The sequence below is a fragment of the Nocardia abscessus genome (assembly GCF_015477775.1).
Classification (GTDB): Bacteria; Actinomycetota; Actinomycetes; order Mycobacteriales; family Mycobacteriaceae; genus Nocardia; species Nocardia abscessus_A.
In genome coordinates this window covers 1-26503 of sequence record NZ_JADLQO010000007.1, presented here as the reverse complement: position 1 = coordinate 26503, position 26503 = coordinate 1, and the positions used below count along the sequence as shown (strand labels likewise).

The 26503-nt window shown below is 69.1% G+C and carries 27 protein-coding genes; 10 read left to right on the top strand and 17 right to left on the bottom strand.

The window, feature by feature from the left end; all coding sequences use genetic code 11:
- Positions 1–8 precede the first annotated feature (8 nt).
- Genes IU450_RS19140 through IU450_RS19130 form a run of 3 tightly spaced genes read left to right on the top strand, consistent with a single transcriptional unit; the run spans position 9 to position 3121 of the window.
- Positions 9–1172: a hypothetical protein gene (locus IU450_RS19140; protein WP_195151124.1), complete on the top strand. Its 1164-nt coding sequence runs from the start codon at positions 9–11 to the stop codon at positions 1170–1172.
- Entirely contained in the window at positions 1172–1948 is a 777-nt protein-coding gene (locus IU450_RS19135) for an SDR family oxidoreductase (protein WP_195151123.1), read from the top strand. Before IU450_RS19140 ends, IU450_RS19135 begins: the two co-directional genes overlap by 1 nt.
- A gap of 9 nt (positions 1949–1957) precedes the next feature.
- Positions 1958–3121: a sulfotransferase gene (locus tag IU450_RS19130; RefSeq protein WP_324197728.1), complete on the top strand. Its 1164-nt coding sequence runs from the start codon at positions 1958–1960 to the stop codon at positions 3119–3121.
- Positions 3122–3348: 227 nt separating this feature from the next.
- On the opposite strand, the gene IU450_RS19125 is transcribed toward IU450_RS19130, so the two are convergent.
- A complete protein-coding gene (locus IU450_RS19125) occupies positions 3349–4026 on the bottom strand; it encodes a PaaI family thioesterase (protein ID WP_195151121.1) in 678 nt (225 codons plus the stop codon).
- Positions 4027–4226: 200 nt separating this feature from the next.
- Between IU450_RS19125 and IU450_RS19120 the strand changes: the two genes are divergently transcribed.
- A complete protein-coding gene (locus IU450_RS19120) occupies positions 4227–4877 on the top strand; it encodes an HAD family hydrolase (protein ID WP_195151120.1) in 651 nt (216 codons plus the stop codon).
- 24 nt (positions 4878–4901) lie between these two features.
- Here the strand turns inward: IU450_RS19120 and IU450_RS19115 are convergent, their stop codons facing one another.
- Positions 4902–5495, bottom strand: a complete 594-nt coding sequence (locus IU450_RS19115) for a TetR/AcrR family transcriptional regulator (protein ID WP_195151119.1) — start codon at positions 5493–5495, stop codon at positions 4902–4904.
- A 21-nt stretch (positions 5496–5516) separates the two neighbouring features.
- Here IU450_RS19115 and IU450_RS19110 point away from each other — a divergent pair, with 21 nt between their 5' ends.
- Complete coding sequence (locus IU450_RS19110) at positions 5517–5882, top strand: hypothetical protein (protein ID WP_195151118.1); 366 nt, start codon at positions 5517–5519, stop codon at positions 5880–5882.
- A complete protein-coding gene (locus tag IU450_RS19105; protein ID WP_195151117.1) occupies positions 5879–6394 on the top strand; it encodes a hypothetical protein in 516 nt (171 codons plus the stop codon). Before IU450_RS19110 ends, IU450_RS19105 begins: the two co-directional genes overlap by 4 nt.
- A gap of 133 nt (positions 6395–6527) precedes the next feature.
- On the opposite strand, the gene IU450_RS19100 is transcribed toward IU450_RS19105, so the two are convergent.
- From IU450_RS19100 to IU450_RS19080, 5 genes are all read right to left on the bottom strand, one after another.
- Entirely contained in the window at positions 6528–7025 is a 498-nt protein-coding gene (locus tag IU450_RS19100; RefSeq protein WP_195151116.1) for a hypothetical protein, read from the bottom strand.
- 114 nt (positions 7026–7139) lie between these two features.
- Positions 7140–7805, bottom strand: a complete 666-nt coding sequence (locus tag IU450_RS19095) for an LppP/LprE family lipoprotein (protein WP_195151115.1) — start codon at positions 7803–7805, stop codon at positions 7140–7142.
- 69 nt (positions 7806–7874) lie between these two features.
- Entirely contained in the window at positions 7875–8891 is a 1017-nt protein-coding gene (locus tag IU450_RS19090) for an RNA polymerase sigma factor (RefSeq protein WP_195151114.1), read from the bottom strand.
- Positions 8876–9685, bottom strand: a complete 810-nt coding sequence (locus IU450_RS19085; protein ID WP_195151113.1) for an ABC transporter ATP-binding protein — start codon at positions 9683–9685, stop codon at positions 8876–8878. Before IU450_RS19085 ends, IU450_RS19090 begins: the two co-directional genes overlap by 16 nt.
- Positions 9682–10353 carry a FadR/GntR family transcriptional regulator gene (locus IU450_RS19080; protein ID WP_195151112.1) on the bottom strand — a complete coding sequence of 224 codons (672 nt, stop codon included), beginning with the start codon at positions 10351–10353 and terminating at the stop codon, positions 9682–9684. Before IU450_RS19080 ends, IU450_RS19085 begins: the two co-directional genes overlap by 4 nt.
- A 256-nt stretch (positions 10354–10609) precedes the next feature.
- On the opposite strand from IU450_RS19080, the gene IU450_RS19075 reads away from it, so the two are divergent.
- A complete protein-coding gene (locus tag IU450_RS19075; protein ID WP_195151376.1) occupies positions 10610–12286 on the top strand; it encodes a 2-isopropylmalate synthase in 1677 nt (558 codons plus the stop codon).
- 134 nt (positions 12287–12420) lie between these two features.
- On the opposite strand, the gene IU450_RS19070 is transcribed toward IU450_RS19075, so the two are convergent.
- Positions 12421–12942 (bottom strand): DinB family protein, encoded by a 522-nt coding sequence (locus tag IU450_RS19070; protein WP_195151111.1) that lies wholly within the window; start codon positions 12940–12942, stop codon positions 12421–12423.
- Positions 12943–12994: 52 nt separating this feature from the next.
- The gene (locus IU450_RS19065) at positions 12995–13378 is read right to left on the bottom strand and encodes a nuclear transport factor 2 family protein (RefSeq protein WP_195151110.1); all 384 of its coding nucleotides are present in this window, start codon (positions 13376–13378) and stop codon (positions 12995–12997) included.
- A gap of 87 nt (positions 13379–13465) precedes the next feature.
- Between IU450_RS19065 and IU450_RS19060 the strand changes: the two genes are divergently transcribed.
- Positions 13466–14251: a helix-turn-helix domain-containing protein gene (locus IU450_RS19060; RefSeq protein ID WP_195151109.1), complete on the top strand. Its 786-nt coding sequence runs from the start codon at positions 13466–13468 to the stop codon at positions 14249–14251.
- Positions 14252–14260: 9 nt separating this feature from the next.
- Here IU450_RS19060 and IU450_RS19055 read toward each other — a convergent pair whose 3' ends face one another.
- Positions 14261–14890, bottom strand: a complete 630-nt coding sequence (locus IU450_RS19055) for a maleylpyruvate isomerase family mycothiol-dependent enzyme (protein WP_195151108.1) — start codon at positions 14888–14890, stop codon at positions 14261–14263.
- A gap of 153 nt (positions 14891–15043) precedes the next feature.
- On the bottom strand, positions 15044–16444 hold the full coding sequence (xylB, locus tag IU450_RS19050; protein WP_195151107.1) for a xylulokinase: 1401 nt from the start codon (positions 16442–16444) through the stop codon (positions 15044–15046).
- A gap of 140 nt (positions 16445–16584) precedes the next feature.
- Between xylB and IU450_RS19045 the strand changes: the two genes are divergently transcribed.
- Positions 16585–17076, top strand: a complete 492-nt coding sequence (locus IU450_RS19045; protein WP_195151106.1) for a hypothetical protein — start codon at positions 16585–16587, stop codon at positions 17074–17076.
- Here IU450_RS19045 and IU450_RS19040 read toward each other — a convergent pair.
- The 6 genes from IU450_RS19040 to IU450_RS19015 form a co-directional block, all read right to left on the bottom strand.
- Positions 17067–18077 carry a glycoside hydrolase family 172 protein gene (locus IU450_RS19040; protein ID WP_195151105.1) on the bottom strand — a complete coding sequence of 337 codons (1011 nt, stop codon included), beginning with the start codon at positions 18075–18077 and terminating at the stop codon, positions 17067–17069. The genes IU450_RS19045 and IU450_RS19040 overlap by 10 nt on opposite strands.
- On the bottom strand, positions 18074–18526 hold the full coding sequence (locus IU450_RS19035) for a thioredoxin family protein (protein ID WP_195151104.1): 453 nt from the start codon (positions 18524–18526) through the stop codon (positions 18074–18076). Before IU450_RS19035 ends, IU450_RS19040 begins: the two co-directional genes overlap by 4 nt.
- A gap of 57 nt (positions 18527–18583) precedes the next feature.
- Positions 18584–20065, bottom strand: coding sequence for an FGGY-family carbohydrate kinase (locus tag IU450_RS19030; RefSeq protein ID WP_195151375.1), 1482 nt, complete (start codon positions 20063–20065; stop codon positions 18584–18586).
- A gap of 2 nt (positions 20066–20067) precedes the next feature.
- Positions 20068–21480: an L-fucose/L-arabinose isomerase family protein gene (locus IU450_RS19025; protein WP_195151103.1), complete on the bottom strand. Its 1413-nt coding sequence runs from the start codon at positions 21478–21480 to the stop codon at positions 20068–20070.
- A gap of 119 nt (positions 21481–21599) precedes the next feature.
- On the bottom strand, positions 21600–22478 hold the full coding sequence (locus tag IU450_RS19020) for a glycosyl hydrolase family 32 (protein WP_195151102.1): 879 nt from the start codon (positions 22476–22478) through the stop codon (positions 21600–21602).
- A 124-nt stretch (positions 22479–22602) separates the two neighbouring features.
- On the bottom strand, positions 22603–24888 hold the full coding sequence (locus tag IU450_RS19015; RefSeq protein ID WP_195151101.1) for an ATP-binding cassette domain-containing protein: 2286 nt from the start codon (positions 24886–24888) through the stop codon (positions 22603–22605).
- Positions 24889–24950: 62 nt separating this feature from the next.
- Here IU450_RS19015 and IU450_RS19010 point away from each other — a divergent pair, with 62 nt between their 5' ends.
- Positions 24951–25919 (top strand): helix-turn-helix transcriptional regulator, encoded by a 969-nt coding sequence (locus tag IU450_RS19010; protein WP_195151100.1) that lies wholly within the window; start codon positions 24951–24953, stop codon positions 25917–25919.
- The last annotated feature ends 584 nt before the right edge of the window (positions 25920–26503 follow it).

Here is a 26503-nt window from a genome sequence, read left to right as displayed (position 1 = left end):
AGAGCCTCTTGCTGACACAGCCGTTCGCGGACGCCATCGCCGCCGCCGAGCAGATCATCACCGGAGCCGCGCACATCCGCACCGAACAGGACCTCGTCGAGGGCTACGACTACCTGGCGGGCAGCATCCGCGCGTCGTTGCAGATGGCCTGGGCCTACGAGCGGGACTTCCCGTTCTTCGTGATGTCCACCGGTCCCTACACCAAGATGGGCCTGGACAACCCCGACACCCTCTACTTCCACTCCTATCTGCGGCCGGACGCGGAATACGTGGTGACCGGCACGCGCGGCACCACCCGCGACCTGAGCTTCCAGGTGCTCAACGGCAACTATTCGCCGGTGGACGTGCCCGACAGCCTCACCGCCTTCGACGACCGCGAGCTCGACATCCGCCCGGACGGTTCCTACGAGATACGGTTCGGGCCGGGCGAAGCGCGTCCCGGTTACGTGCACCTGGGCGCCGACGCGGCGATGCTCGTGGTTCGCGAGGTCCACAGCGATTGGGCGACCGAGAAGGCGGGCACGATCCGCATCCAGCGGGCCGACCGGATCGGTGACGCGCCGCCGCCGCTGACCAAGGACGTGCTGACCAAGCGGTACGGCGTAGCGGGCAAGATGCTGGTGTCGCGGTTGCAGACCTTCCTCGCCTTCCCGGAGTGGTTCTACCTGAACCTGCCGGTGAACACGCTGACCGAGCCAAGGCCGACGCCGGGCGGGCTGAGCACGCAGTTCTCCTCGGTCGGTCACTACGAGCTGGACGACGACCAGGCCATGATCATCACGGTGCCGAAATCCGACGCCCCCTATCAGGGCTTCCAGCTCGGCAGCATGTGGTACCTGTCGCTGGACTACATCAACCACCAGACCAGCCTCACCGCCGACCAGGCGCACGTGGATCCGGACGGGGTGATCCGGCTGGTGGTCAGCGAGCGCGACCCCGGTCTGGCCAACTGGATCGAGCGCACCGGGCACGCCAGGGGATACCTGCAGTTCCGCTGGCAGCGGCTGTCGCGGGAGATGAAACCGGACGACGGGCCGACCGTGGAGCTGGTGCCGGTCGCCGACCTGCCCGCTCGCTTGCCGTTCTACGAGCAGGCGCGCGTCACGCCGCAGCAGTGGCGGGACCGGATCGCGGCGCGGCAGGTCGCCGTCGCGGAAAGGATGCTGGGCTGATGTTGTTGCGGGACAAGGTGGTCGTGGTCTCCGGCGTGGGGCCGGGGCTGGGGCGCGCGATCGCCGTGCGGAGCGCGAAAGCGGGCGCGGACGTGGTGCTCGCCTCCCGGACCGAGTCACGGCTGACCGAGGTGGCCGAGGAGATCACCGAACTCGGCAGGCGCGCGGTGGTCGTGCCGACCGACATCAACGACGAGGCCGCGGCGGCCGCCCTGGTGGAGGCCGCGCACAGCGCGTTCGGCAAGGTCGACACGCTGGTGAACAACGCCTTCGCCATCCCGCCCATCGTCGACCTCGCCGACGTCGACCTGGACCAGGTGCGGGCGGGCTTCGAGACGAACGTGCTGGCCGCGTTGCGCCTGACCAGGCTCTTCGTGCCCGCCCTCGCCGAAACGAAGGGTTCGGTGGTGATGATCAACTCCGCCGTGCTGCGCCACTCGCGGCGGACGTTCGGGCCGTACAAGATGGCGAAGGCCAGCCTGCTCGCGCTGGCGCAGAGCCTGGCCACCGAACTCGGGCCGAAGGGCATCCGGGTGAATTCGGTCGCGCCCGGTTACATCTGGGCCGACAACCTGAAGTGGTACTTCAACTACTTGGCGCAGCAGCGGGGGATCACCCCCGAGGAGGTCTACGCCGAGACCGCGAAGACCACCGACCTGCGCAAACTGCCCGAACCCGACGAGATCGCCGACGCGGTCGTGTTCTTCGCGTCCGCGATGGCGCGCGCGATCACCGGCGCGTGCCTGGACGTCAACGCCGGCGAATACCACCACTAGGAGATGACCGTGATCGGTAGGGACGACGTCGGGACCATCGACGACCTGCACACCTCGGCGACGAAGGTGGTCGGGCTGGACGATTTCGGCACCGACGACTATCGCGAGGGCCTCGAGGTGTTGCTCGAGTCCTATGCCGGGGACGCCGAACTCACGCCCTTCGGCAACAAGGTCAATCGCGCCTTCCTGCGTGGCGCGCTGATCGCCCGGCTGCTCAGCGAGGCGGCCTGGCAGCAGTTCCCGCAGCACGCCGACGTGGCCGTCGAACGGCCGATCTTCGTGACCGGCCTGCCGCGCTCGGGCACGACGGCGGTGCACCGGCTGCTCAACGCCGACCCGGCGCACCAGGGACTGGAGATGTGGCTGACCGAGATGCCGCAGCCACGCCCGCCGCGCGAGACCTGGACGAGCAATCCGGTCTACCAGCGTCTGGCCGCCGCCTACGACAAGCACCACGTGGAGCACCCGGAATTCATGGGCGTGCACCACATCTCGGCCGATCAGGTGGAGGAGTGCTGGCAGCTGCTGCGGCAGTCGGCCATGTCGGTGTCCTACGAGTGCCTGGCCTACCTGCCCACGTATTCCGAGTGGTTGCGCGATCGGGATTGGACGCCCGCCTACCGCAGGCACCGGCGCAATCTCCAGCTGATCGGGTTGCCGGACGCGGGCAAACGGTGGGTGCTGAAGAACCCCAGCCACTTGTTCGCATTGGACGCCATTTTCGAGGTCTATCCGGATGCGCTGGTCATCCAGATGCACCGCGATCCGCGCACCATCATCGCGTCGGTGTGCAGCTTGAACGAGCAGGCGTCGGCGGGCTGGTCGGAGAAGTTCCGCGGTCCGGTGGTGGGCGCGACGCAGCTGGATCTGTGGGCGCGCGGCGCGGAGCGGTTCCTCGCCGACCGTGAGCGCCACGACGCGGCGCAGTTCTGCGATGTCGACTACGACGAGTTCGTCGCCGACCCCATCGGCACCGTCGAGTCGATCTACCGGCACTTCGGGCTGCCGCTGACCGACGAGGCGAGCGCGGCGATGACCGCGTTGCACGCGGAGAGCACTTCGGGCGCCGCGCGTCCGGCGCACCGCTACACCCTCGCCGATTTCGGCCTGACCGCCGATCAGGTGGACGCCCGGTTCGGCGCGTACCGGGAAGCGCATTTCCCGGGGCGGTGATCAATCGGTGCTCGCCGGTCGGCAGGTATGGACCGGCGAGCACCGGAACATCACTATCGCGAAGGCATTTCGAGCGAGTTTGCATCGAGTGCACGCGCGGTCGACCCCTGCGGGTGTGTGTCCCGCCTACCCGCGCTTCTCGGATCGAAGCGAATCCGCCTGGACGACATGACATTCCGTGCGGTCGTGCACAGCATGCCATTCGGGACCGTGCTCGGCGCGCCGCCTCAGGGCTGCCCGGGCTTGAGCACGATGAACAAGCCGTTCGCCTCAGCACACAGCCGGTCGCCGTCGTGCAGGGTGGCCCGCACGTAGACCTTGCGCCCCTCCTGTCGTTCCGCCCACGCGCGCACCTTCAGCTCGGTGTTCAGCGGCGTGATGGAGCGGTAGTCGACGGTGAGCGACGCGGTCCTGGTCACCGAGCCCGAGTGCACCGCCGCGGCCATGCCGAGCAGGTCGTCGAAGGCGATGGCGATCTGGCCGCCGTGGGCGGCGCTGTTGCCGCCGAGGTGGAAGGTGCGGAAGGTCAGGCGCGCGTCGACGCCCTGCTGACGATCGACATGGTCGATGAAGAACGGCGGCAGGGTGATGTTGCCGCGGGCGGGCAGATCGAAGCGGGTCCAGTTGGGCGTCGACCACTCGTCCACCGCGGCGGCGTCGAGCTTGTCGTTGAGCTCCTTCAGGATGCCGATCGCGTCCACCGCCAGCTCGTCGGAGGGCGAGGCCAGCCGGACCCGGTCCATCAGACCGCGCACCTGCTCGATGAACTGCCCGTAGTGCGGCCCGCCGCGGGAGATGTCGTCCTTGGCGGCCTCGTGCGCGGCGATCAGCTCGGTCATCGGCCGGAACCCGCCCTCGTGGTGCTCCTTGCTCGGCAGCGAGTCGTCGGCCTGCGGTTCGTTCATAAGAACAAGTTATCGGTTGCCTGGGGAATGCTCGCCGGGCGGGTGCCGCGTGACGCCGTCGCGGGCCGGCACAGCATAGGCTGGTGCGCGACCGGCGATCGCCCTTCGTGGGTGACACCGGCACGGTTCCGGTGGCCGGACGTCCGACCCGGCCACGATCGACCTCTGACCGCTTTCGGCTGGCGAAAGGCTCTGTGCGCATGGGTATCACCGCGGTCGTCTTCGACATGGACGGCGTACTGATCGACTCCGAGCCGGTCTGGGAATCGGTGCGGCGCGGCTATGTCGCGGAGAAGGGCGGACGGTGGCTGCCCGACTCTCAGCAGCGGCTGATGGGCATGAGCACCGGTGAGTGGTCGGCCTACCTGAGTGGTGAACTCGGTGTGGGCGAGCCGCCGGGAACCGTCGCGCGGGACGTGATCGAGCGGATGTCCGCGCGCTACGACGAGGCGGTGCCGCTGCTGCCCGGCGCAGTCGACGCCGTGCAGCGGATCAGCGAGCGCTGGCCGCTCGGGCTGGCCAGCTCGTCGCCACGCGCGCTCATCGACACGGTGCTGGGGCGGACGGGCCTGATCGAGTACTTCACCGTCACCTTCTCCACCGAGGAGGTCGATCGGGGCAAGCCGGCGCCGGACGTCTACTCGACGGTCGCGACGTTCCTGCGCAAGCAGCCGTCCGACTGTGTGGCCGTAGAGGATTCGAGCAACGGGCTGCGCTCGGCGCACGCGGCGGGGATGCGGGTGATCGCGGCGCCGCGCCCGGAATACCCACCCGCTTCCGACGCACTGGCGCTGGCGGCCAAGGTCATCTCCGGCCTCGACGAACTCACTCCCGCACTGATCGCCGGTTGAGCCGCCGTCCGCATACCGGCCCGGTCAGAGACGGTAGGAGGTCAGCAGGGCGCGGGCGGCGGCGGTCAGGTCGTCCTCCAGCCAGCCGGGCAGCGCCGGAGCGTAGACGTGGCGGCGCAGCGCCGCGTAGGGCAGATCGACGATCGCGCGGCTGACCGCATCCAACTCACGCTCGCCGTCCCGGCCGAACAGAGCGCGCGCGATGCGGCGCAGATGCTCGAACAACGGCGCGTTCATGGTGGCCAGAGTGGCCCGGAACTCGGCATCGGGCCCGCCGTCGAGCAGGTCGCTGGGCCGCAGGTTGAGCAGCAGCTTGGCATCCTCGGGGATTTCGCGCCCGAACCGGAGGGCGGCTCGCACCATCGCGACGCCGGCCTCGATCGCGTCCGGTTCCTCGGCCGCGGCCAGGGTGCCGTCCTGGAAACGGCGCAGCGCGCGCAGCCAAGCCGCGGTGAGCACACCGTTGCGGTTGCCGAAACGGTGATACAGGGTGCCGACCGGAGCGCCGCTGGCCTCGGCGATCGCCGACACGCTGGCCGCGCGAGGGCCCTCGGCGAGCACCAGGGTGCGCGCTGCGTCGAGGATCACGTCGGTGTCGTGCTTGCGGGGTGGCGCCATCGACTAGTACGTTCCTTCTATATGGAGCGATTGTCCTATATAGATGAGCATGCCAGATCCGTCGACGCGAACCGCGATCGGGCGTGGAAGGCGGTCCTGAAAGTCATGTGCCGCGACCCGCACGAACCCAAGGCGCCGACCGGATTCGTCTTCGATTCCGTGGCGGAACCGAGCCGCTTGGCGCTGCGCGGGCAGCACTGGTTCTCGAAATACGCGCTGATCTTCGAACTGGACGAGGAGGGCCCGAGCCGGACTCGGGTCCGCGCGCGCAGCTATGGCGATTTTCCCGGTCCGCACGGCCGGGTCTATCGTGCGCTGGTAATCGGGACCGGCGGTCACCGATTGGTGGTGCGCCGGATGCTGCGCCGGATCGCGGCGGCGGCATGATCCCGGGGACGGTGTGGGGCGCCACCGAGGCCGAGCGCGAGGCGCCGCTGCCGTGCGACGAGCGGCAGCCCGGCGGGTTCCAGGCCGATCGGGCGATCGGCATCGACGCGCCGCCCGCTCTCGTCTACGCCTGGTTGTGCCAGTTGCGCGTCGCTCCCTACAGCTACGACCTGCTGGACCACTTCGGCAAACGCAGCCCGCGCCTGCGCGATCCGAAGCTCACCGAACTCGAAGTGGGGCAGCGGTTCATGTCCCAGTTCGAGCTGGTGTCCTTTGTCCTCGGCGGGCATATCACCCTGCTCGCGGGCAACGTGTGCGTCACCTACGCGGTACGTCCCGACGGCACGGGAACCCGTCTTGTGGTCCGGATACGTTTCGGCGGACCGAAACTCGTCGCGGTGGCGATGGCGATCGGCGACGTGTTCATGATGCGCAAGCAACTGCTGACGCTGAAGGAACTCGCCGAGGCCGAACACCGCACCGGCTCGGCGGCCGCCCCAGGGCGATCGTAACGCTGACGCGCCACATCGGCACCGCGCACCGCGGTGGCCGCCCGTTCATCGAGGGCCGCGCGACGCAGACGTCCTCTGCTTCCCGGCGCCGACCTCGACCCGGGCGCGACGGTGGTCCGACCGGCATCTGCGTTCAGCGTGGGCGCTCCACCAGGTCGAACTTCCGTTGCTCGAATCCCTCCGGCACGATGTCGCGCACCGAGATCAGGGCGTGCGCCCAGGAACCGAGGACGGTGTGGTCGCCGGTGATCCGGCCGTGGTCCGGCGCGGGTTCGGCGGTGAGCAAGGGCAACGGATGCATGCGGTGCCGAGCCTCGTTCTCCAGCACGGTCGCTTTGTCCACGAAGATCCGCAGGTCGTGATTGAGCAGGTACCTGCCGACGGCGCCGTGCTCCGGCGGTACCAGCGCGGCCACGAAACCCGCTGTCCGATAGAGGTTTTCGCCGCGCCGCGTGCGTGGCGCATCTCGTCCGGCCCAAGTGACCCGTGCGGGCGTCGTGAGCAGACGTTCGATCCCCTGGACGAGGTGGTGGCCGATCCTGGCGTGGTCCATGAGCTTCGCGCCCGCGTCCACATAGCCGAGCACGAGATGGTCGTCGGTGCGGAGTACTGCTCGATAGAGCTGCCACACGTAGCCGTATTCCCTTCGGTGGTAGTGGATTTCGTTGCATGCTCACACGCGATTGCGGTGTGGCGATTACAACGGCGTTACCACCGTGGTGCGGCTAGGCGTGCTCGATACGCCCTAGCGGTGAGCGCCGGGGTTGGCGACTTCGTCCGGGATGGACGGGTTCGGCGTGATCTTGCGGCCGTCCGAGCCGAGGGTGTAGGTGATGACCACCGGACCGCCCGAGGGGCAGCAGTTGGCATCGCTGCCGGTCAGCCAGCGATAGCGCACCTGGACACCGCGGTCGGAGGAGCCGACCACGCTCGTGTACGACGTCGCCTTCAGCGTCGCGGTGCCGAGATACCCGTCGTGGTTGAAGAACAGCACATGGTAGGGCGAGCTGGCCGTGCCGCGCGGCGTTGCCGCGAGCACCCAGAGCAGCTGCGGGCAGGAGCCGACCGGCGCGTCGGTGGCGCTGTCGATGATGTACGGGTCACCGCCCACCGAGGGGCCGATCGCGGTGATCGCGCTGTTGACCACGCCCGAGTTCAGATCGACGCACCTGCCTTTGCCTGCGGTGGCAGGGGTGTTGTCGGCCTGCGTGCGCGTCACCGGCGGCACCTGCGCCGGCGTGTCCTGCGTCGAGCCCGGGCCGGTCGGTGCGGCGGTGGCGGACGCGGTGGCCGGGCCCGATGTCCCTGGCGTCGGCTGTCCGGTCGCCGATGGCGTCGCGGTGCTCTGGCATCCCGCGACCGCACCGGTCACCAAGATCGCCGCGAAAACCGTGCCAATAATCCTTTTCATTCGAATTCCCTCCCGATTGGCTCTGCTGAGAAGGTCGGATTCGGGAGAGTTGCTGTTACGCCCCGAATTTCATGGGCTTGCTCCGGGCACGTCCTGGTCGGCGCCTGCGCACGCGGCCGCCCGGCCGCGCAGCAGCGCTTGCTCGGACGCGTTGCCCGTGAGTTCCGCGGCCCGCGTGAATTCGGCCTGCGCCTGCTGGTTTCGGCCCAGCTGGGCGAGCAGGTCGCCGCGGACGGCGTAACGCAGATGGTGGGTGTCGAGTGCGCCCGCGCCGACCAGCGCGTCCACCAGCTCGAGTCCTGCTGCGGGGCCGTGCACCTTGCTCACCGCGACCGCGCGGTTGAGTTCGATGACAGGGGAGGGAAAGCGTTGTCCCAGAACGGCATACAGTCCGGCGATGCGACGCCAGTCGGTCTCTTCCGGTGTCGCCGCCATCGCGTGCACCGCGGCGATCGCGGCTTGCAGCGCGTACCGGCCCGGCGATATCCCGCGCTCGCCTGCCACGGTGTTCGCGCGACGGAGGGCGGCCGGCCCGCGCCGGATCAGCAGCCGATCCCAACGCGAGCGGTCCTGCTCGGCGAGCAGGACGACGTCCTTGGCGGGTCCGGTGCGGGCGGGTAGCCGGGATGCCTGCAGTTCCAGCAATGCGGCCAGTCCGTGGGTTTCCGGCTCGGCGGGCAACAGCCCGGCGAGCATGCGTGCCAGGCGCAAGGCGTCCTGGCACCGCTCGCCGCGGATCCAGTCCTCGCCCCCGGTGGCGGCGTATCCCTCGTTGAAGATCAGGTAGACCACCGCCGGCACCGACCTCAATCGTTCGGCCAGCTGGGGGCCGGACGGCACCTCGTAAGGAATCCGCTTGTCTGCGATGGTGCGTTTCGCGCGCACGATCCGTTGCGCCACGGTCGATTCCGGCACCGGACACGCGCGGGCGATCTCCTCGGTGGTCAGCCGCCGAGCAGCCGCAGGGTCAGCGCGACGCGGGCCGGTTCGGAGACAGCGCCGGGTTTTCCGTAGTTCTCTCCCCGGCGCGGTCGAGCCGAGATAATGCCTGGTCACCGTCTCGTGCGGAGTCAGCTCGACGGCCATGCCGTGGGTGTGCGTGCCGCGCGGGCCGTCCAGCGGCCGTCGTCGTAGCGGACCTCGACCGGGTGCGCGAACGTGGCGGTGACGTTCTCGGTGGTGATCGTCCTCGCGGCCGGACCCGTCGCGACGGTGTGGCCGTCGGCGATGAGCAACGCGTGGGTCGTCGTACTGGGAAGTTCCTCCAAGTGGTGGGTGACCAGCACGGAGGCGACGTCGGGGTGGGTCCGGTCCAATGTGTCGAGGGTGTCCAGAAGTTGTTCGCGCGCGGCGACGTCCAAGCCGGTGGACGGTTCGTCGAACAGCAGCAGTCGCGGCTGCGCGATCAGCGCGCGAGCGATGAGCGTGCGGCCGCGCTCGCCCTGGCTCAGCGTGGGCCAGAGCTCGTTCGTCTTTCCGGTCAGGCCGACGGTGTCGATCATCGCGTCGGCCCGCTCGAGCTGGCCGGGTGTCGGTGTCCACCGCATCGGGGTGTCGATGGTCGCGGTCAGGCCGGTCAGCACGACCTCACGGATGGTCAGCGCGGAGCGCAGGGGATGGCGCGGGTTGACCTGGCCGATGCCACGGCGCAGCCGCTGCAATTCGACGCGGCCGAGTTCCGCGCCGAGCACCCGCACCGACCCCGAGGTCGGGAAGGTGACCGCCCCGCAGAAGCCGAGCAGCGTGCTCTTGCCCGCGCCGTTCGGGCCCAGCAGCGCCCAGCGTTCGCCCGCGCGCACGGTCAGCGAGATTCCGTTGATGATCTTCTTGCCGTCCCGGCGGAATGTCACGTCGGTCAGCTCGAGCACCGGATCGGTCACGTGAAAGCCTCTTTCAGGGTGGTCAGGTGGGCGCGGCTGTACTCCGCCGCGGCGGTGGCGTCGCGTGCGGCGATCGCGTCGGCCAGCCGTTGGTGCGCGGCGTGATCCGCGGACTCCGACGGCACCGGGCGGATCTTCAGCATGTCGATCATCGCCAGGCGCAGCCGGGGGAGGAAGCTGTCGAACAGCTGGATCAGCACGTCGTTGTGGGCGGCCACGATGACCGCCCGGTGGAACGCCATATCGGCGTCGACGTGCTCGGCGACCGGCTCGCCATGCGCCTCGCGCGCGGCCAGCGCACGTCGGATCAGGCGCAGCTCGGCGGGGGTTCGCCGCTGGGCGGCCAGTGCCGCGGCCTCGGCCTCGATGGCGATGCGCGCCTCGATCACCGCCGCGATGGTGGCGCGGCGCAGCACGGCGTCCCATTCCTCGGTCACGTCGAGCGCGGTCACGAAGACACCCGCGCCTTGGCGGCTGTCCAGCACCCCTTTGCCCGCCAGCTCACGGATCGCCTCCCGCAGCGTCGAGCGTCCGACGCCGAGCTGCGCGGCCAGCGTGGTCTCACCCGGCAGGCGGTGACCGAGCGGCCATTCGCCCGCGCGGATGCGGGCCAGCAGCACTTCGGCCGTCTGCGCGGCCAGTGGATGGCGCCGTACTTGGGAAAGCATCGCAACCTCTCTACTTGTCTGAGGAGTCGTGTACAGTCTAGCCATCATGCGCACCATGCTTCTGCTTAGCCGCCACGGCGGGGCCTGAACGACCGGCCTCCCACCGTGGGGCTTCGTCGTGGCCGGTCACTTCTCGTCGTGACGGCCCGTGCGGCCAGGAAGCAGTCCCATGACCATCGCATTCCCCACCATCGACACTCCCGCGGGCGACGTACCGGACCGTGCTCCGGCATGGAATCGCCAGCGGCGTTCCCAGATGCCCTCGAATCGCTACCGCGACGTCTACCAGCGCGTGGAAGTGCCGCTCACTCAACGGCATTGGCCCGACGCCAGGATCACCCAGGCGCCCCTGTGGGTGCCGGTCGACCTGCGCGACGGCAACCAGGCGCTCGCCGAGCCGATGGACCCCGCGCGCAAGCGGCGCTTCTTCGAACTCATGATCGCCATGGGGTACAAGGAGATCGAGGTCGGCTATCCGTCGGCCTCCCAGACCGATTTCGACTTCGTCCGGCTCATCGCCGAGGACGATCTCGCGCCCGAGGACGTGACGATCGTCGTGTTCACGCCCGCGCGGCGCGACTTGATCGAGCGCACCGTCGCATCGATCCGCGGCATCCCCAACGACGTCGTGATCCACATGTACACCGCCACGGCCCCCGCTTGGCGTGACATCGTGCTCGGCAAGGACCGCGCGGCGCTGCGCGAGCTGATCCTCGACGGCGGCCGCACCGTGCTCGCGGCTGCCGGGGACCTGCCGAACGTGCGGTTCGAATTCTCGCCCGAGGTGTTCAACCTGACCGAGCCCGATTATGTGCTCGACATCTGCGACCGGATGACGACGTTGTGGGACGCCACCGTGCGACGTCCGGTCATCCTGAACCTGCCCGCCACCGTCGAGGTCGCCACACCGAACGTCTACGCCGACCAGATCGAGTACATGCACCGCAATCTGGCCCGCCGCGACAGCGTCATCCTGTCGGTGCACCCGCACAACGATCGCGGCACCGGCATCGCGTGTGCCGAGCTGGCGGTGCTCGCGGGCGCGCAACGCGTCGAGGGCTGCGTCTTCGGCAACGGCGAGCGCACCGGCAATGTCGACATCGCCACGCTGGCTCTGAATCTGCATGCGCAAGGCGTGGACCCGATGATCGACTTCTCCGACATCGACGAGATCCGGCGCACCGTCGAATACTGCACGCGCATGCCGATCCACGAACGGCACCCGTACGTCGGCGACCTGGTGCACACCGCGTTCTCCGGCACCCATCAAGACGCGATCAAGAAGGGATTGGCCGAGCATCGCGCCCGGGCCACCGCGACGGGCGTCGCCGAACGCGAACTCGACTGGGACGTGCCGTATCTGCCGATCGATCCCGGCGACCTGGGCCGCGGCTACGAGGCGGTGATCCGGGTCAATTCCCAGTCCGGCAAGGGCGGCATCGCCTACCTGCTACACCGCGAATACGGCATGGACCTGCCGCGACGGCTGCAGATCGACTTCGCCGCGCAGGTCCAGGCGCGCGCCGACGACACCGGTGTCGAGATCACCGCCGCCGAACTGCGTGACCTGTTCGAGGCGATCTACTTCGAGGACCCGTCGTGGCTGGACTTGAAGGACTGGCGCACCAGCGGCGACGGCGCGCAGGCGTGCACCGAGATCACGCTGGCCGTCGACGGGGTCACCCACCGTACGCGGCGCCACGGCGGTCCCGTCGCGGCGCTGACCGAGGCGCTGGCCGAAGCGGGATATCCGATCGAGGTGCTGGGCCTGACCCAGCAGTCGATCGAGCCGGGCAACGACAGCGCCGCGATCACGTATCTGGAGTATCGCAGCGGCAAGCACATCCGTTGGTCCTGCGGCCGGAGCGATTCCGTGATCGCTGCGACGCTGGCTGCGGTCGTGGGTGCCGCCGGACGCGCGGCGCGGCGGTAATCCTCCCGCGGCGCGGTGTCAGCGGCGCGGATCGCGGATGGTGATCCGATCGGGGTGCCCGTCGGGCACCTCGATCGGTCCGGAGCGGTGATCGCACCGGCACCGGATATCCCCGGGTCGGGCCCGAAAGATCGTCAGTCGCCGGTGAAGCCGTCGATCCGCTCGCGCAACAGATCCGCGTGACCGTTGTGCCGCGCGTATTCCTCGATCATGTGCAGGTATACCCAGCGCAGGTTGTAGTCGTCGGTGCGTCGGCGGTGGCGGAAGGTGTGGTCCAGCGACAAAGTCGCGACGGCCGTGTCGGCCTGGGCGATCTCGGCTCGGAAGGCGGCGAAGGTCGCCTCCGGATCGGCGTCGGCGATGTCGTCGAAGTCGCCGTCCGGGTTGTTCTCGGAGCAGTAGACGTAGGCGAGGTCCTCGCCGGCGGCGGCACGGCGGAACCAGCCGCGCTCGACCTCGGTCATGTGCCGGACGAGGCCGAGCAGCGACATGGTCGAGGGCTCGACGGCGCGCGTGCGAAGCTGTTCGCCGTCGAGCCCCGCGCACTTCCACAGCAGGGTGTCGCGGTGCCGGTCGAGCCATGCCCGCAGCATGGTGCGCTCGTCGGCGACCAGCGGCGTCTCGGTGCGTTGGAGGTCGGGCGCGATCCACGTCACGCGCTCGACCCTAGCTCCGCCCCGACTCGTCGAGCACCCGAATTATCCGCGCTCAGAACATGCCGTGCGGGATCTGGGTGGGTTCGGGCACCGGCTGGACGACGTCCCAGTGCTCCACGATCTTTCCGTCGACCATCCGCCAGACATCGACAACCGCCTGGTCGGGCTCCGCTTCGTCCGGCGTCACCATGCGGTAGTGCATGACCACGTACTCGTCGTCGGCGATCACCCGCGCCAGCTCCAGTTTCGATTCGGTCACGGGTGCCTGGGCGATGAACTCGATGAAAGCGTCCTTGCCGGAGGGATTTCCGGGGCTGTGCTCGAGGAAGTCGTCGTGCAGCAGGGTGCGGAGCACTTCGATATTGCCCGCCGCGAATTCCGTGAACCCCCACAGGGCCAGTTCCTTGTTGCGCAGTGCCACGTTGTCGTTCGTCATGCGCCGAGGCTGACAGCCGTCGAACGCGGGTGTCGATTACCTGGCATGTAATGGCGGGCGCGCCACGTCCATCGCGATACTGGGCCGATGAACGGTGATCGACCGGTCGGCGAACTGCTGCGGGAGTGGCGGCACCGGCGGAAACTGAGCCAGCTGGATCTGGCCATCCAGGCGGATGTGTCCGCCCGGCACGTCAGTTTCGTCGAGACCGGCCGCACGATCCCCAGTCGATCCATGGTGCTGCACCTGGCCGAACAGCTCGACATACCGCTGCGCGAGCGCAACCGCCTGCTGATCGCCGCGGGTCACGCGCCCGAGTTCCGGCGTCGCGACTGGACCGACCCCACGTTGCGGCGTGCCCGCGACGCGGTGCAGCGGGTCCTGCGGCTGCACGAACCGTATCCGGCGCTGGCGGTGGACCAGCGCTGGAACCTGGTGCAGGCCAACGACTGTGTCGGCGTATTCTTCGACGGCGTGGACCCGGACCTGCTCGAACCGCCGGTGAACATGATGCGGCTCGGTCTGCACCCCGCGGGGTTCGCCTCGCGGCTGCGCAACCTCGAGCAGGTCCGGGCGTTCCTGCTGCCCCGCCTGGCCCGCCGGGTCATGGCGACGGGGGATCCCGAACTCGCCGCCCTGCACGAGGAACTGCGCTGCTACGGTGCCCAGGCAGGCACCGACAGCGACCCCGCGGACATCGCGTTGCCGATCCTGCTGCGCCACCGAGACGCCGAACTGTCCTTCTTCAACACGATCACCACCTTCGGCGCGGCCTTCGACATCACGCTCGATGAGGTCGCGGTCGAGGCGTATTTCCCCTCCGACGACGAAACGGCGGCCTACCTGCGCGAGCTTGCCGGCGTCACGCGCTGAACGCGCGGGTCACAAGGGCTTCGTGAATCGCTGCGCGGGCTCGCCTTCCAGGTGTCCGGCGGGCAGTTTGCGGCCGCAGAGGACGAGCAGCAGGTCCTGGGCGTGCCCCGACAGCACCGTGCCGGAGCCGTAGCTGAAGTCCAGGTCGTCGGCGCGCAGCTCGATGCCGCCCAGTTTGGCGCCGAACAGCTTGACGGTCTTCGGGTCGATCGTGTCCAGGACCAAGCGCATCCGCTCCCCGGGCACCCTGCGGTCCAAGCCGAGCGCCACGGTGATGTCCAGCCCGTGGATCACATCGTGGCTCAACGCGTTGGTGAGCCCGCCACCCGGGGGCCGCCAGGGATGGTCGACGTTGTCCCACAGCGATTTCAGCAGGTCGGCCGCGCTGAGCGTGGCAGCGTCCACCCGGGCGGTGCGGTCGGCCATGCGGTTGAAGTTCCCGAACGCCGCGAGCATCCCCAGCGCGAAGCGTGCGCTCGACAGGCGATACGGCATGGTGATGTGCGCGACGACTTCGCGTACCCGCCAGCCCTCGCACAGGGTCGGTGCGTCCCAGCTCGCGGCGTCCAGTCCGGCCAAGAGTTCGGCGAGTTCCGTCCGTTCCGCCGTCACCGCCCTTCGCACCAGGGTATCGGTCATTTGTCCACCTCTCTTCGACGAGGGTGATCCAACCTCGCCGGGAGTCCGGGCGCCACCCGGCGACGAAAATCAGCGACCGGAAGGTGGACGCGGTCCCGATTCGTGCGCGGGCAGCCGGACCCGGCCGAGCATGGATCGCTGCGAACGCCGTGGTCAGCTGTAGAGAGCGAGGCGGGCCCGCTGATACTCGGCGCGGATCCCTCGCCCAGCTGCCGCATCGGACGGGATCTCCGCGGCCGTGCGCGCGGGCCACGCGGGCGGCCGGGCCGCGCCACTCAGTGCCCAGGCGGCCTGGCGCGCGGCGCCGAGCGCGACGTACTCCTCCGGTTCCGGCACCGTCACAGTGACGCCGAAGACCTGTGCGGCGATCGCCGCGACCAGCCGTGAGCGTGCCGCACCGCCGATGAGCAGCACCCGCCGCGGTCGCACCCCCGTGCCGGTGAGATGGTCGAGCGCGTCGGCGAGATGACACAGCACGCCTTCGAAGGCGGCTCGGGCGACCGTCGCGGGACGCATGGCTTCCGGTCGCAGACCGTGCAGACTGCCCGTCGCGTGGGGCAGGTTGGGTGTGCGCTCACCGGCGAGGTACGGCAGCAGGACCACGCCGTCCGCGCCCGGCGGCGCCTGGGCGGCCAGCGATTCCAGCGTGGGCAGATCCACGCCGAGCAGGTCGGCGGCCGAGGTGAGGACGCGCGCGGCGTTGAGCGTGCAGACCAGCGGCAGGAACGCGCCGGTGGCGTCCGCGAATCCGGCGACCGCGCCGCTCGGATCGGCGCAGGCGCGGTCGGCGCGCGCGAAGACCGTCCCGCTGGTGCCGAGCGAGACCACTACATCGCCCTCATCGATGCCGAGACCCAGCGCGGCTCCGGCATTGTCACCAGTCCCCGCGGCGACCAGTGTGCCCGACGGTGTCCGCCCGGCCGGCTCGTCCGGACCGAGGACGCGGGGCAGCGCGGGCGCGCGTCCACGAAAGGCCATGGCGAGCAGGTCTTCCCGATAGGCGTTGTCGGCGGGTGACCAGTAGCCGGTGCCGGAAGCGTCACCGCGGTCGGTGGTCGGCTCGGGAGTGTGCCCGGTCTCGCCGCCCCGCAGCCGCCAGGTCAGGTAGTCGTGCGGCAGCAGGACGCGCGCGGTGCGGTCGGCGCGCTCCGGCTCGTGATCGGCCAGCCAGCGCAGCTTGGCGACGGTGAACGAGGCCACCGGCACGCTGCCGACCGCATCGGCCCACGCTCGCGGCCCGGCCAGATCGGCGATCAGCTCCTCGGCCGCGCGGGCCGAGCGGACGTCGTTCCACAGCAACGCGTCGCGTACCGGAACACCCGCGGCATCCAAGGCGACCAGGCCGTGCTGCTGCCCCGCGACCGCGATCGCGGCGACGTCGTCGAGCAATCCCGCGCCCGCTGTCCGCAGCGCGTTCCACCACGCCGCCGGGGCGACCTCGGTCCCTTCCGGGTGCGGGGCCTGCCCACGCCCGAGAACTTCGCCGCTGTCGGCGTCGCAGACGACCACCTTGCACGACTGGGTGGAGCTGTCGACGCCGGCGACCGTCGTCATGCGGCCCACCCCGATCGAAGCCGGTTCGCATCGCCGGTACGGCAGCATCGCAGAAGGCCCATACCGACCACCTTGCACCCGCGCCGGCCCGCGCCGGGGCCTTTCGGGTATTCGGCAGCCGCATCGGGCAGACTGGCGCGATGAGCACCGACCCCACCGACGTGCGCATCCGCACCGGAGACGGGACGCCGCTGCCCGACCTGACCGAGGACGCGCTCGGCGACCTGATCGACGAACCGGCGGACCCGGAACACCCCATCCTCGAACTCAGCCGGGCCGACCTGCACGACATCCGGGCCCGGCTGCTACCCGACGGCGTCTACGAACTCGAGCACCGGGCCGGATCGGCGACGGAGACCTACCAGATGTACACCTCCGACCCGGTGCTGGTGCGTGACGTGCTGTGGGCATGGCTCTCCGACGACCCGTGGTGGCACGACGCGGTCGCGTGGTTCCCGGTCGACCCGGCGATCGCGGAACTGCGCGCGGTGCAGGACGAACTGGCCGGACTGCTGGACGGCTTGACCTCGATGGACGGTCTCACCGCGGGCATGGACGCGGCGCTGGCGCGCGCCGACGAATTGCTGGCGCTGGAAATCCCATCGGAGGCGGACGACCCCGATCAGGCCTGATACCACCAGGCGGTGGTCGCGATGTCGGCGTCCGCCAGGGGAAGATAGGTCTCCGCGTCCAGCCACCCGAGGGCCTGCACGGTGACCCGCAACTCGCGCTCGAAGCAGATCGGGTCGCGCACATGCCAGCGGTACATTCCGAAACGCTGATCCGGTCGATAGATCTGGTCCGGCGGCAGTACCTGGTGCAGCCCGAGATAGGGCGTGGAATATGTCCGGTATGTCCCGTCGAGGTCGAAATTCCAAGCGCCGCCGAAATAGTCCTCGGTGCCGGTCCCGCAGATAGTGGGATGATCGACGTCCCCGTCGAGAAAGAACTTCACTTCGCCCTCGCCCCACCATCCCGGTGCGCCCGGGCGGATGGCGAGGTAGGTGCCGACGTAGCGGCCCGGCCCCGCGGCCGCGTCCAGAATCGTGTGCACGGCCGGAGTGCCCAGGCCGGTCGTGTGCCTCCACCGTGTGTGCAGGTACCCGGCGCCGTCCGGCACGTCCTCTTCGGTGTAGGTCGCCTGGTAGTACACCGGAACCTCGCGGCCGCACTTGTTTTCGAGCGTAATGCGCGCTCGATGCCGGAACGGCATGGCCCAGTAGCTGTTCAGCCCGCCGGCGGGCGCGACGACCACCATCTCCGAACTCAGCAGGGCCAGCTCGCCCCACCCGTTGCAGAAGAAGTCGCCCAGTGGCAGCTCGATCGCGGGCCGCGGTGCGTCGTCCCAGGTCATCCGCAGCGTCAGCCCGCGCAGTACGGAACGCTCGGTGGTCAGCCAGAAATGTCGGAACACGCCGGGTCCGGAGACGTCGGCCAGCGTGGCGGTTTCGCCGTCGGCCAGCGCGATCGACGGGGAAACCTTCCACCCCGCGCCCAGTAGCCGAGCCGCGTGCGCTCCGGTGCCCTCGGTCGCCCGCGCGCCCCTGCCCGGCGCCCCCGTCGGATTCTCGGCGCTGACCGACCGTGTTCGTCGGCCGTCCAGCCGCCACAGCTCGCCGCCCGGCGCGGTCACAGTCCCGGCCAGCCGTATCGGGGTGTGCCCGGGGCGAGTCCGGCCCGGTACGCGGCGCCGGAGGCGCCCGCCGCGGCGAGTTGCCCGGCATCGGACCGCTGGGCCAGCTCGCGCCGAACTTGGTCCATGTCGAGCCAGAGAATCTGCTGCACGAGGTCTTCCAGCGCGTCCGCCGTCAGGGCGCCCGCCTCGGAGTACACCAGCACGCCCTCCCGGAACGCCATGAGCGTCGGATATTGGGTGACCCGCGCGGTGGCGCTCAACGCGGGCTCGGCCTCGGTGTCGACCTTGCCGTGCACGATCTCCGGGTGCCGGTCCGCCGACGCTTCGTACACCGGGGCGAAACGCTGACACGGCCCACACCAGCCGGCCCACCAATCCACGAGCACGATCGGACTGGACGCGACCACGGAGTCGAAATTGCGCTGAGTCAGGGTGATCGTGGGCATGGATTCCTCGTAATCGTTCCGCGAAGTAACCGTGCATCCTCGCATGGCTGTCCGCGATCAGGAAGACGCACCGGCACGATGCTGTTCGGCCGCCAGGAAATGCGCGACAGTCGTGGTGCGGTCGTACAGATCGCGGTAATGCCGGTAGTACTCCGCGTATTTCGCGGTGCGCTCAGGATAAGGCTGCACGGTGTCCACGACAGGATTCCACGCGGAGGTGTCGATTCCGGCGGCTTCGGCGGCGAGCAGCGCGTCACCGAGGCTCGCACCGACGGTCTCGGCGGGCAACTGCTGGGGCAGACCGGTGACATCGGAAACGATCTGGGTCCACAGCCCGCCTTTGGTGCCGCCACCCACCGCGACCAGACGCCCGGCCCGCCCACCGGCCTCGGTCATCGCCTCCAGGTTGTGCCGCACTCCGTAGGCGATGCCCTCCAGCACCGCGCGGTAGAGCTCGGCCCGTCCGTGCCCGAGGGTCAAACCGGCGACGATGCCTCGGGCGTCCGGGTCGAACAGGGGAGTGCGCTCCCCGGCGAAATACGGCAGCGCGAGCAGTCCCCGGCTGCCCGCGGGCACGTCCGCAGCCGCGGCGACCAGGTCGGCGAACTCGCCGCCGACGAGCTTGCGCAGCCAGTCGGTGACCGCGCCGGAGGTGGCCATGCCCGCGGCGAGGGTGTACGTGTCCGGCCAGGTGCCGCAGGTGCCCCAGAGACCGGGATGCGGGCGCGGATCGGCGAGCACCTGCACCAGGAACATCGTGGTGCCGTACATGATCATCGCGTCGCCGGGAGCGCGGACCCCCACACTGGCCGCCTCGGCCCAGGCGTCGATGGTTCCGGTGGTGACCGGCAGCCCCGCCGGAAGTCCGGTGGCGGCCGCACCGTCCGCGCTCACCCGGCCCACGATCTCGGTGGGCCAGGCCAGCTCCGGCAACGACCAGCCCGGCACGATCCGCTCGGCCCAGTCCGTCGCCCACGCACGCGCACGCAGGTCGTAGAGGGGTACGCACTGACTGGCCGACTGGTGGTCGAGCACGTAACGGCCGGTGAGCCGGTACACCAGGAAGGAGCTGGCCATCAGCAGCATCGCGGTGCGTGCGGCGACGTCCGGCTCGTGCCGGACCAGCCACCGGGCCTTCGGTCCGACAGCCTGGCTGGTCAGCGGTGACCCGGTGCGGTCGAGGACGGCCTGCGCGCCGAATTCGGCGTTCAATTCCGCGATCTCGGCGCCCGCCCTGGTGTCCACGCCGTAGAGAATCGCCGGGCGCAGCGGCCTGCCCTGCGCGTCGGCGGGCAGCAGGCACGGGCCGATGCCGGACACGGCGAGACCGGCCGGCGGCGCGCCGCCGGCCGCGTCGACCAGATCGCGGGCGATCGCGACGAAATCCGCCCACCACACCGCCTCCGCGTCGTGCTCGACCCAGCCGGGGTGCGGCATGGAGACGTTGTGCGCGCGTTCGGCTCTGGCCAGTACCGTGCCGTCGGCGTCGGTGAGGACGCCTTTCGAGCTCGAGGTCCCGATATCGATGCCGAGGAACATCGTCACCGCGTGAACTCGTCCACGGTGACATCCAGCAGTTCGCAGGTCGCGCGTACTGCGGCCCGGTGGTCACCGGGTACCGCGTGGATGTGGTTGGCGCCGAAGCGGTTCAGGAAGTCCTCGGCGCGCGCGTCCAGCCGGGCGAACGCGTGCGGCCACTCCCAGGTCGACTGCTTCATCAACGCCTCGTTGGTCTGCTGGTCGTAGTGCTCGAACTCACCGAGCATCAGCTGCATGCGGTAGTCGCCGTCGAGGCGGGTGAGCCGCGCGAGGGTCATCCGGCCCGGCGCGGCCAGATGATGCACCGAGGCGCCGCCCGCCGGGAAGAAGAACACCTCCGGGTACAGGTGCACCTTCGCCAGGTTCTCCGCGGGATCGGCGCTGCGGGCGGCGAACCAGGTGGCGTGCTGGCCGGAATTGCAGAGATCCCAGATGTCCCGATCGGCGTGATAGTGCCGGACGTCGGCGAACAGCACCGGCGTGCCCGCCACCCGCTTGAGCAGCTGCATGGTGAGCGCACCGTCCATGTCCGCTTCGGTGGCGCAGACGTGCGGCTCCTTCGGGCCGTTCCAATCGTAGGGATCATTGAGGAACGCCTCGGTCACGTCCATGGTGGCGAAATACTGGGTGAGTTCGGGCTGCCCCTTGATCCCCGAGAAATCCAGCCGCCATTCATCGATCAGCTCGCGCACCGCCAGATAGGAGCGGATCTGGCGTTCCAGCAGTTCCGGGGTGAGCTTCGCCCCGTCGTAGTGCACGCCCGCGGTGTGCCGCTCCAGCCATTCGCGCGCGGCCCTCGCCTCGCCCGCGTCGGCGAGTTCGGCGCGCCGCACGATCTCCCACTGATCGATTTCCTCGACGTCGATGCCGAATTGCCGTTGCCACTGATCGGTATTGGCGACCGCGGTGTTCATACCCATCGGCCGCCCGCCGAAGCGCCCGAACGTCGCGCCGCGCAGGCCGGATACCGCTGCCGCGGCCCGCGCGCGCACGCCGATGGCTTCGATGAGCTCAGGGTCGGAGGGGTCGCCCCACAGCCTGCTGTGCTTGCGCCCGATCTGGTCGAGTGCGCCGCCGGCCGCGAGCATGCCCACCATCCCGGGCTGTACCGGGTCGATATTCGACAGCAACAGCAGCGGACCTGGAATCGAGCCCGCCGCGAGCATGGTGAAATGCGGGAACGCCCAGACCGCGTAGTGCAGGACGGTCAGGTCGACCCCCGCCGCCGCGACCGAGCGCGCCACCGAACTGGCCAGCGCGTTGTCGCTGATCGGCGTCTCGCCGCGGACCACATCGTGCCCCGCGGCGGTGAGGGCGGCCACCAGCCGGTCCTCGGTGGAGGCGATGAAATCGGCGATGCCCGCATGTACATAGTCGCGGCCATCGGAAATGCTGATAACGCCGATACGGGCCATGCCGGTCCCTCCAGGACGTGGGGTGATCGGAGAGTTCGACTCGATCAACAGATACCAGCCGCGGCTCGGCCCGAAGGCGCGTTTCGGCAAATCGAGCCCGGCTCGGTGCTTCGGACCGCTTATCGCGGAACCGTTTTGACGACGCGCGACTGCGGGAAGCTGAGCGGCGCCAGATGGACCCCGCCCTGCCCCCAACCCGCGCTGGTGATCCACCAGCGACCGTCCTCCTGGACGACTTCGGCGGCGTGCGCCGCGATGTGGCCCGCCTTGTCTCCGATGCGGAAGCGGAACGGGCTGTCGCTGCGGAAGACATCGGTGCCGACGTAGTGCGGACGCGGACCGATGAACAGATACCACCACCCGTCATGCCGGAGAACGTGCGGGGATTCGGTGTTGCCCGCTTCGGTGCCTTTGGTCGGATCGGTGTAGGCGATGTGCCGCTCGCCCCAGTGCACGAGGTCGGTGCTGGTGCGGTAGGCGACGACATGATGACCGCCGGTCGGCGCGCTGGTCGCGCAGTAGTACATCACCCACTGGTCGCCCACGCGCACCACCATGGGATCACGGGCGTCGTAGCCGTCGCGGAACAGCGGGCCCGTCGGCAATCTGGTCCACCGGAACAGATCCGGCGATGTCGCCGCATTCATCGCCGCGCCGGTGCGGTCCGCACCGCCCGCCGCGTAGAACATGTAGTACTGGTCGTCGGCTTCGACCACATAGGGCGCCCACAGGTGCGTCTCCCCGTATCGCCGATCCACCCGCAGCGCGGCGGCGTGCTTGGTCCAGGGTCCGTGCAGCCGGTCGGCGCTGGCATGGGCGAACTCGATCTCGTCGAACGGCTCCGCGGGTTCCGGGTGGGTGATTCCGAAGAGGTGCCACCGCCCCGCGTCGTCGCGGACGATCGTGTGGTCGTTGATGTACCACTGCTCCGATTCGCCGACGCTCGGGTCGTAGATCCGCGCGAACGGCCCCGCTCGCACCACCTCCCGCGTCGTCATGGATTCATGATGCCGCCGCGGTGGTCGTCCCCGTGCCGTCCCGCGGATTTCGGTCCGGACGGAACCCGCCTGGAACGGCGCTGCGGCAGTCGAGATCCGTGTTTCCTGTCGCCACTGGCCGGGCTCAGGCGCCGACGGTCCGTCGCAGGTATTCCGCGGTCAGCGACCGGCCGTCGGCCAGCAAGGCCGCCGGAGTGCCGGCGAAAACTATTTCGCCACCGTGTTTTCCGCCGTCCGGGCCGAGATCGATCACCCAGTCGGCCCGTGCGACGACGTCCAGATCGTGTTCGATGACGATCACCGTGTTCCCCGCGTCGACCAGCCGGTCCAGCAGCGCGACCAGGGTGTCGACGTCGGCCATGTGCAGCCCGGTGGTCGGTTCGTCCAGCACGTAGACGGCGGCTTCGCGACTACGCCGGAGATGATCGGCCAGTTTGACGCGCTGGCGCTCCCCGCCGGACAGCGACGTCAGGGAGCGGCCGAGGGCGAGGTAGCCGAGACCGACGTCGAGCAGCGAGCGCAGCGGCACGCGGATTCGCTGGTCGCCCTCGTCCGCCCAGAAGTTCAGCGCCTCTTGGGCAGGCATCTCCAGCACGTCGGCGATGGACGCCCCGCGAATCTCATAGGCCAGCGCTTCCCGGCGATATCGGCGTCCGTGGCAGGTCTGACAGACCGTGGTGACCGGATCCATGTACGCCAGGTCGGTGAAGATCACTCCCGCGCCGTCGCATGCTGCACAGGCGCCGTCCGAGTTGAAGCTGAACAAGCCCGGCCGTACACCGTGCTGCTTGGCGAAGAGTTGACGCAGCGGGTCCATGATGCCGAGATACGTGGCGGGGCTGGAGCGCCGGGAGGCGGCGATCGCCGACTGGTCCACCGCGATGACCTGCGGGTGCGCCGCGACGAACGCGCCCGATACCAGCGTGCTCTTGCCGGAGCCCGCCACTCCGGTGACCGTCGTGAGCACCCCCGTCGGAAACCGCGCGGTGAGATTCTTCAAGTTGTAGGCGTCGGCGTCGGTGACGGTGAGCCATCCGGCCGGCTCGCGGACGTCTGCCTTGACCCGCCGCACCCTGCGCAATCCCGCCCCGGTCGGCGTCCGCGCCACCCGCAGCCGATCGACCGTGCCTTGGAACACAACCTTCCCGCCGCGCGAACCGGCGCCGGGCCCCATGTCGATGACGTGGTCGGCGACGGCGATGACGTCGGGGGAGTGCTCGACCACCAGGACGGTGTTCCCTTTGTCCCGCAAGCCGACGAGCAGAGTGTTCAACCGCCCCACGTCGCGGGGGTGCATGCCGACGCTCGGCTCGTCGAAGATATAGGTCATACCCGTCAGGCTGGAACCGAGATGCCGGACGACCTTGAGGCGTTGTGCCTCGCCGCCGGACAGGGTCGCCGTTTCCCGATCGAGCGACAGATAGCCGAGCCCGACCTCCTCGATCCGGCGCAACCGGGCGATGGCGGCCTGCGCTATCGGTCGAGCCACCGGATCGTCCAGACCCGCGAGCACCTCGAGGAGATCGGTGATCTCCAGGCCGCCGTAGTCGGCGATGCCGAGTCCATCGATCCGGCTCGCCAGCGCCGCGGCGTTGAGCCGGGCGCCACCGCAGTCCGGGCAGACCTCCTCGGTGACCACCGCTCGCGCGGCCGCGCGATTCCTGTCCGACAGCGCGTCGAGATCACGTTTGACGTACAGCCGGTCGAACCGCTCCAGCAGACCCTCGTAGGCGTTGTTTCCCGCCGATCCGTTCCGGTTCTTGCGCGGCACACGAAAACCCTTGCCGTGCAGGAACAACTGCCATTCCTCGGGCGTGAACTCCCGCAGCGGCTTGTCCGGGTCGAAGAGTCCCGACTCCGCGTAGAGCTGCCACTGGAAGCTGCCGACCGCGAAGGGCCCGAAGGTGATGGCGCCCTCGTTGAGCGACTTGCCCGTATCGAGGAGCCGGTCCAGATCCGGGCGCACCACATGGCCCAGACCGCCGCACGCGGGGCACATGCCCAGCGGGTCGTTGAACGAGTAGCGCGTTGCCTCACCCGCGCTCGGCGCACTGTGCCGGGAGAACAGCACGCGGATGATCGACTGGATGTCGGTCATGGTGCCGACCGTGGATCGGGAATTGCCGCCGATCGGCTTCTGGTCGACGACCACGGCGGGCGCCAAGTTGTCGATCGCCTCCGCCTCCGGGCGCTCGTACTTGGGCAGCCGATTGCGGATGAACCAGGTGAAGGTCTCGTTGAGCTGCCGCTGTGATTCGACCGCGACGGTGCCGAAGACGATCGACGACTTACCCGAACCGGAAACGCCGGTGAAGACCACGATCTTGCCCTTGGGAATCGTCAGCGAGACGTCGCGGAGGTTGTTCTCGCGCGCCCCGACGATCTTGATGGTGTCTCGATGAGCATGCACGGACGCGAGGCTAGGAGCCGATGAGGTCGGTTTCTGTCCTCTTTCGCGCCCATACTGGTCTCGTGACCCGGACCGCCGAGCGACTGCTCCAACTGCTCTCGCTGCTGCAGACCCGCCGCGAATGGAGCGGTCCGGATCTGGCCGCCCGACTGGGGGTCACGGTGCGGACCGTGCGCCGGGATGTGGAGCGCCTGCGTGAGCTGGAATATCCGGTGGTCGCCAGCCTCGGGGCGGTCGGCGGGTACCGCTTGCAGGCGGGAGCGGCGCTCCCGCCGCTGCTGCTCGACGACGAGGAGGCGGTCGCGATCACCCTCGGACTGCGCGGCGCCGCCCAGGGAGCGGTCGCGGGTATCGAGGAATCGGCGGCCCGCGCGCTGGTGAAATTGCAGCAGGTCTTGCCGTCGCGGTTGCGGCGCCGGGTCGATGCCTTGGACACCACCACCGTGTCGCTGGGCGGGCCCCCCGCCGGTCCGATGATCGATCCGGAGGTCTTGGTCGCTCTGGCCGCCGCCGCGCGCGACGGCGAGAGGATCCGCTTCCGGTACCGGGACAAGGCCGACGCGCAGACCAGTCGCCTCGCCGAACCGCACAGCCTGGTCTCCGCGGGTCGCCGCTGGTATCTGGTGGCCTGGGACGTCGACCGCGCCGATTGGCGCACCTTCCGCGTGGATCGTTTGACCTCCCCGCAGCCCATCGGAATACGTTGCGTACCTCGCGCGCTGCCCGCCGAGGACGCGGCGAGCTTCGTGACCAGCCAGTTGGCCCGCTCCAGGCCGGCTCGCCAGGTCGTCCTGCGCGTACACGCCTCCGCCGACAACCTGATCGAATCGTTCCGGATACGCGCGCAGGAGATCGAACCGCTGGACGCGCGAACCTGTCTCCTGCGCACTTCGCCGGATTCCCTGGAGTGGACTGCCCTCCGCATAGCGCACCTGAACTTGGAGTTCGAGGTCCTCGAACCCGCCGAGATGAAAGACCTGCTCGCCGACCTCGGCGCCAAACTACTTCGCGCGGCCGGGAACGCGAGCTAGGACAACAGCGCCGCGGGAATTCGCCGGCCGGCGGATCTCCTATCGCAAGGATCTCCCGCGTCGCGCTCCGCTGGGCGGCTGATCGGAACGGGGACGCTATTGCTTTCCGATGGCGGATTCGATCCTGTGGTGGTCTGAATCACATTCGTGTCATTCGGTCCGGGATGCCGTCGATCGGGCGTCTCTGACCTGCGAAATTACGCGCTGCCCAGGCGATTTGACGAAGCGTTCGTCGCCGCGTAACTTATTCCAGGTCAGAGCGACACGGACACCGACCCGGAGCCGAGAAGCGAGGCGGAAACGCCGAGCGGAAGGACCGGGAAACGAGGTAGGACGAGGAGCGCCTGGCGACCGCACTGGCTCGATCGCGAGCCCGATTTTGATCGGGTGAACGAATGGGCTAAGCTGGAAAAGTTGCCTCACTGAAGTTCCGGTGAATTCCGGGGTGAATGTGTGCGCGTGTGTTCTTTGAGAACTCAATAGTGTGTCGATGAATGTCAGTGCCAAATGTTTATTTGGTTCCGGCTCTTCCGCTCCCCGTGTGGGAGGGTCGGATTTTTTTGTCAGCTTTTTGCTGGCGATTG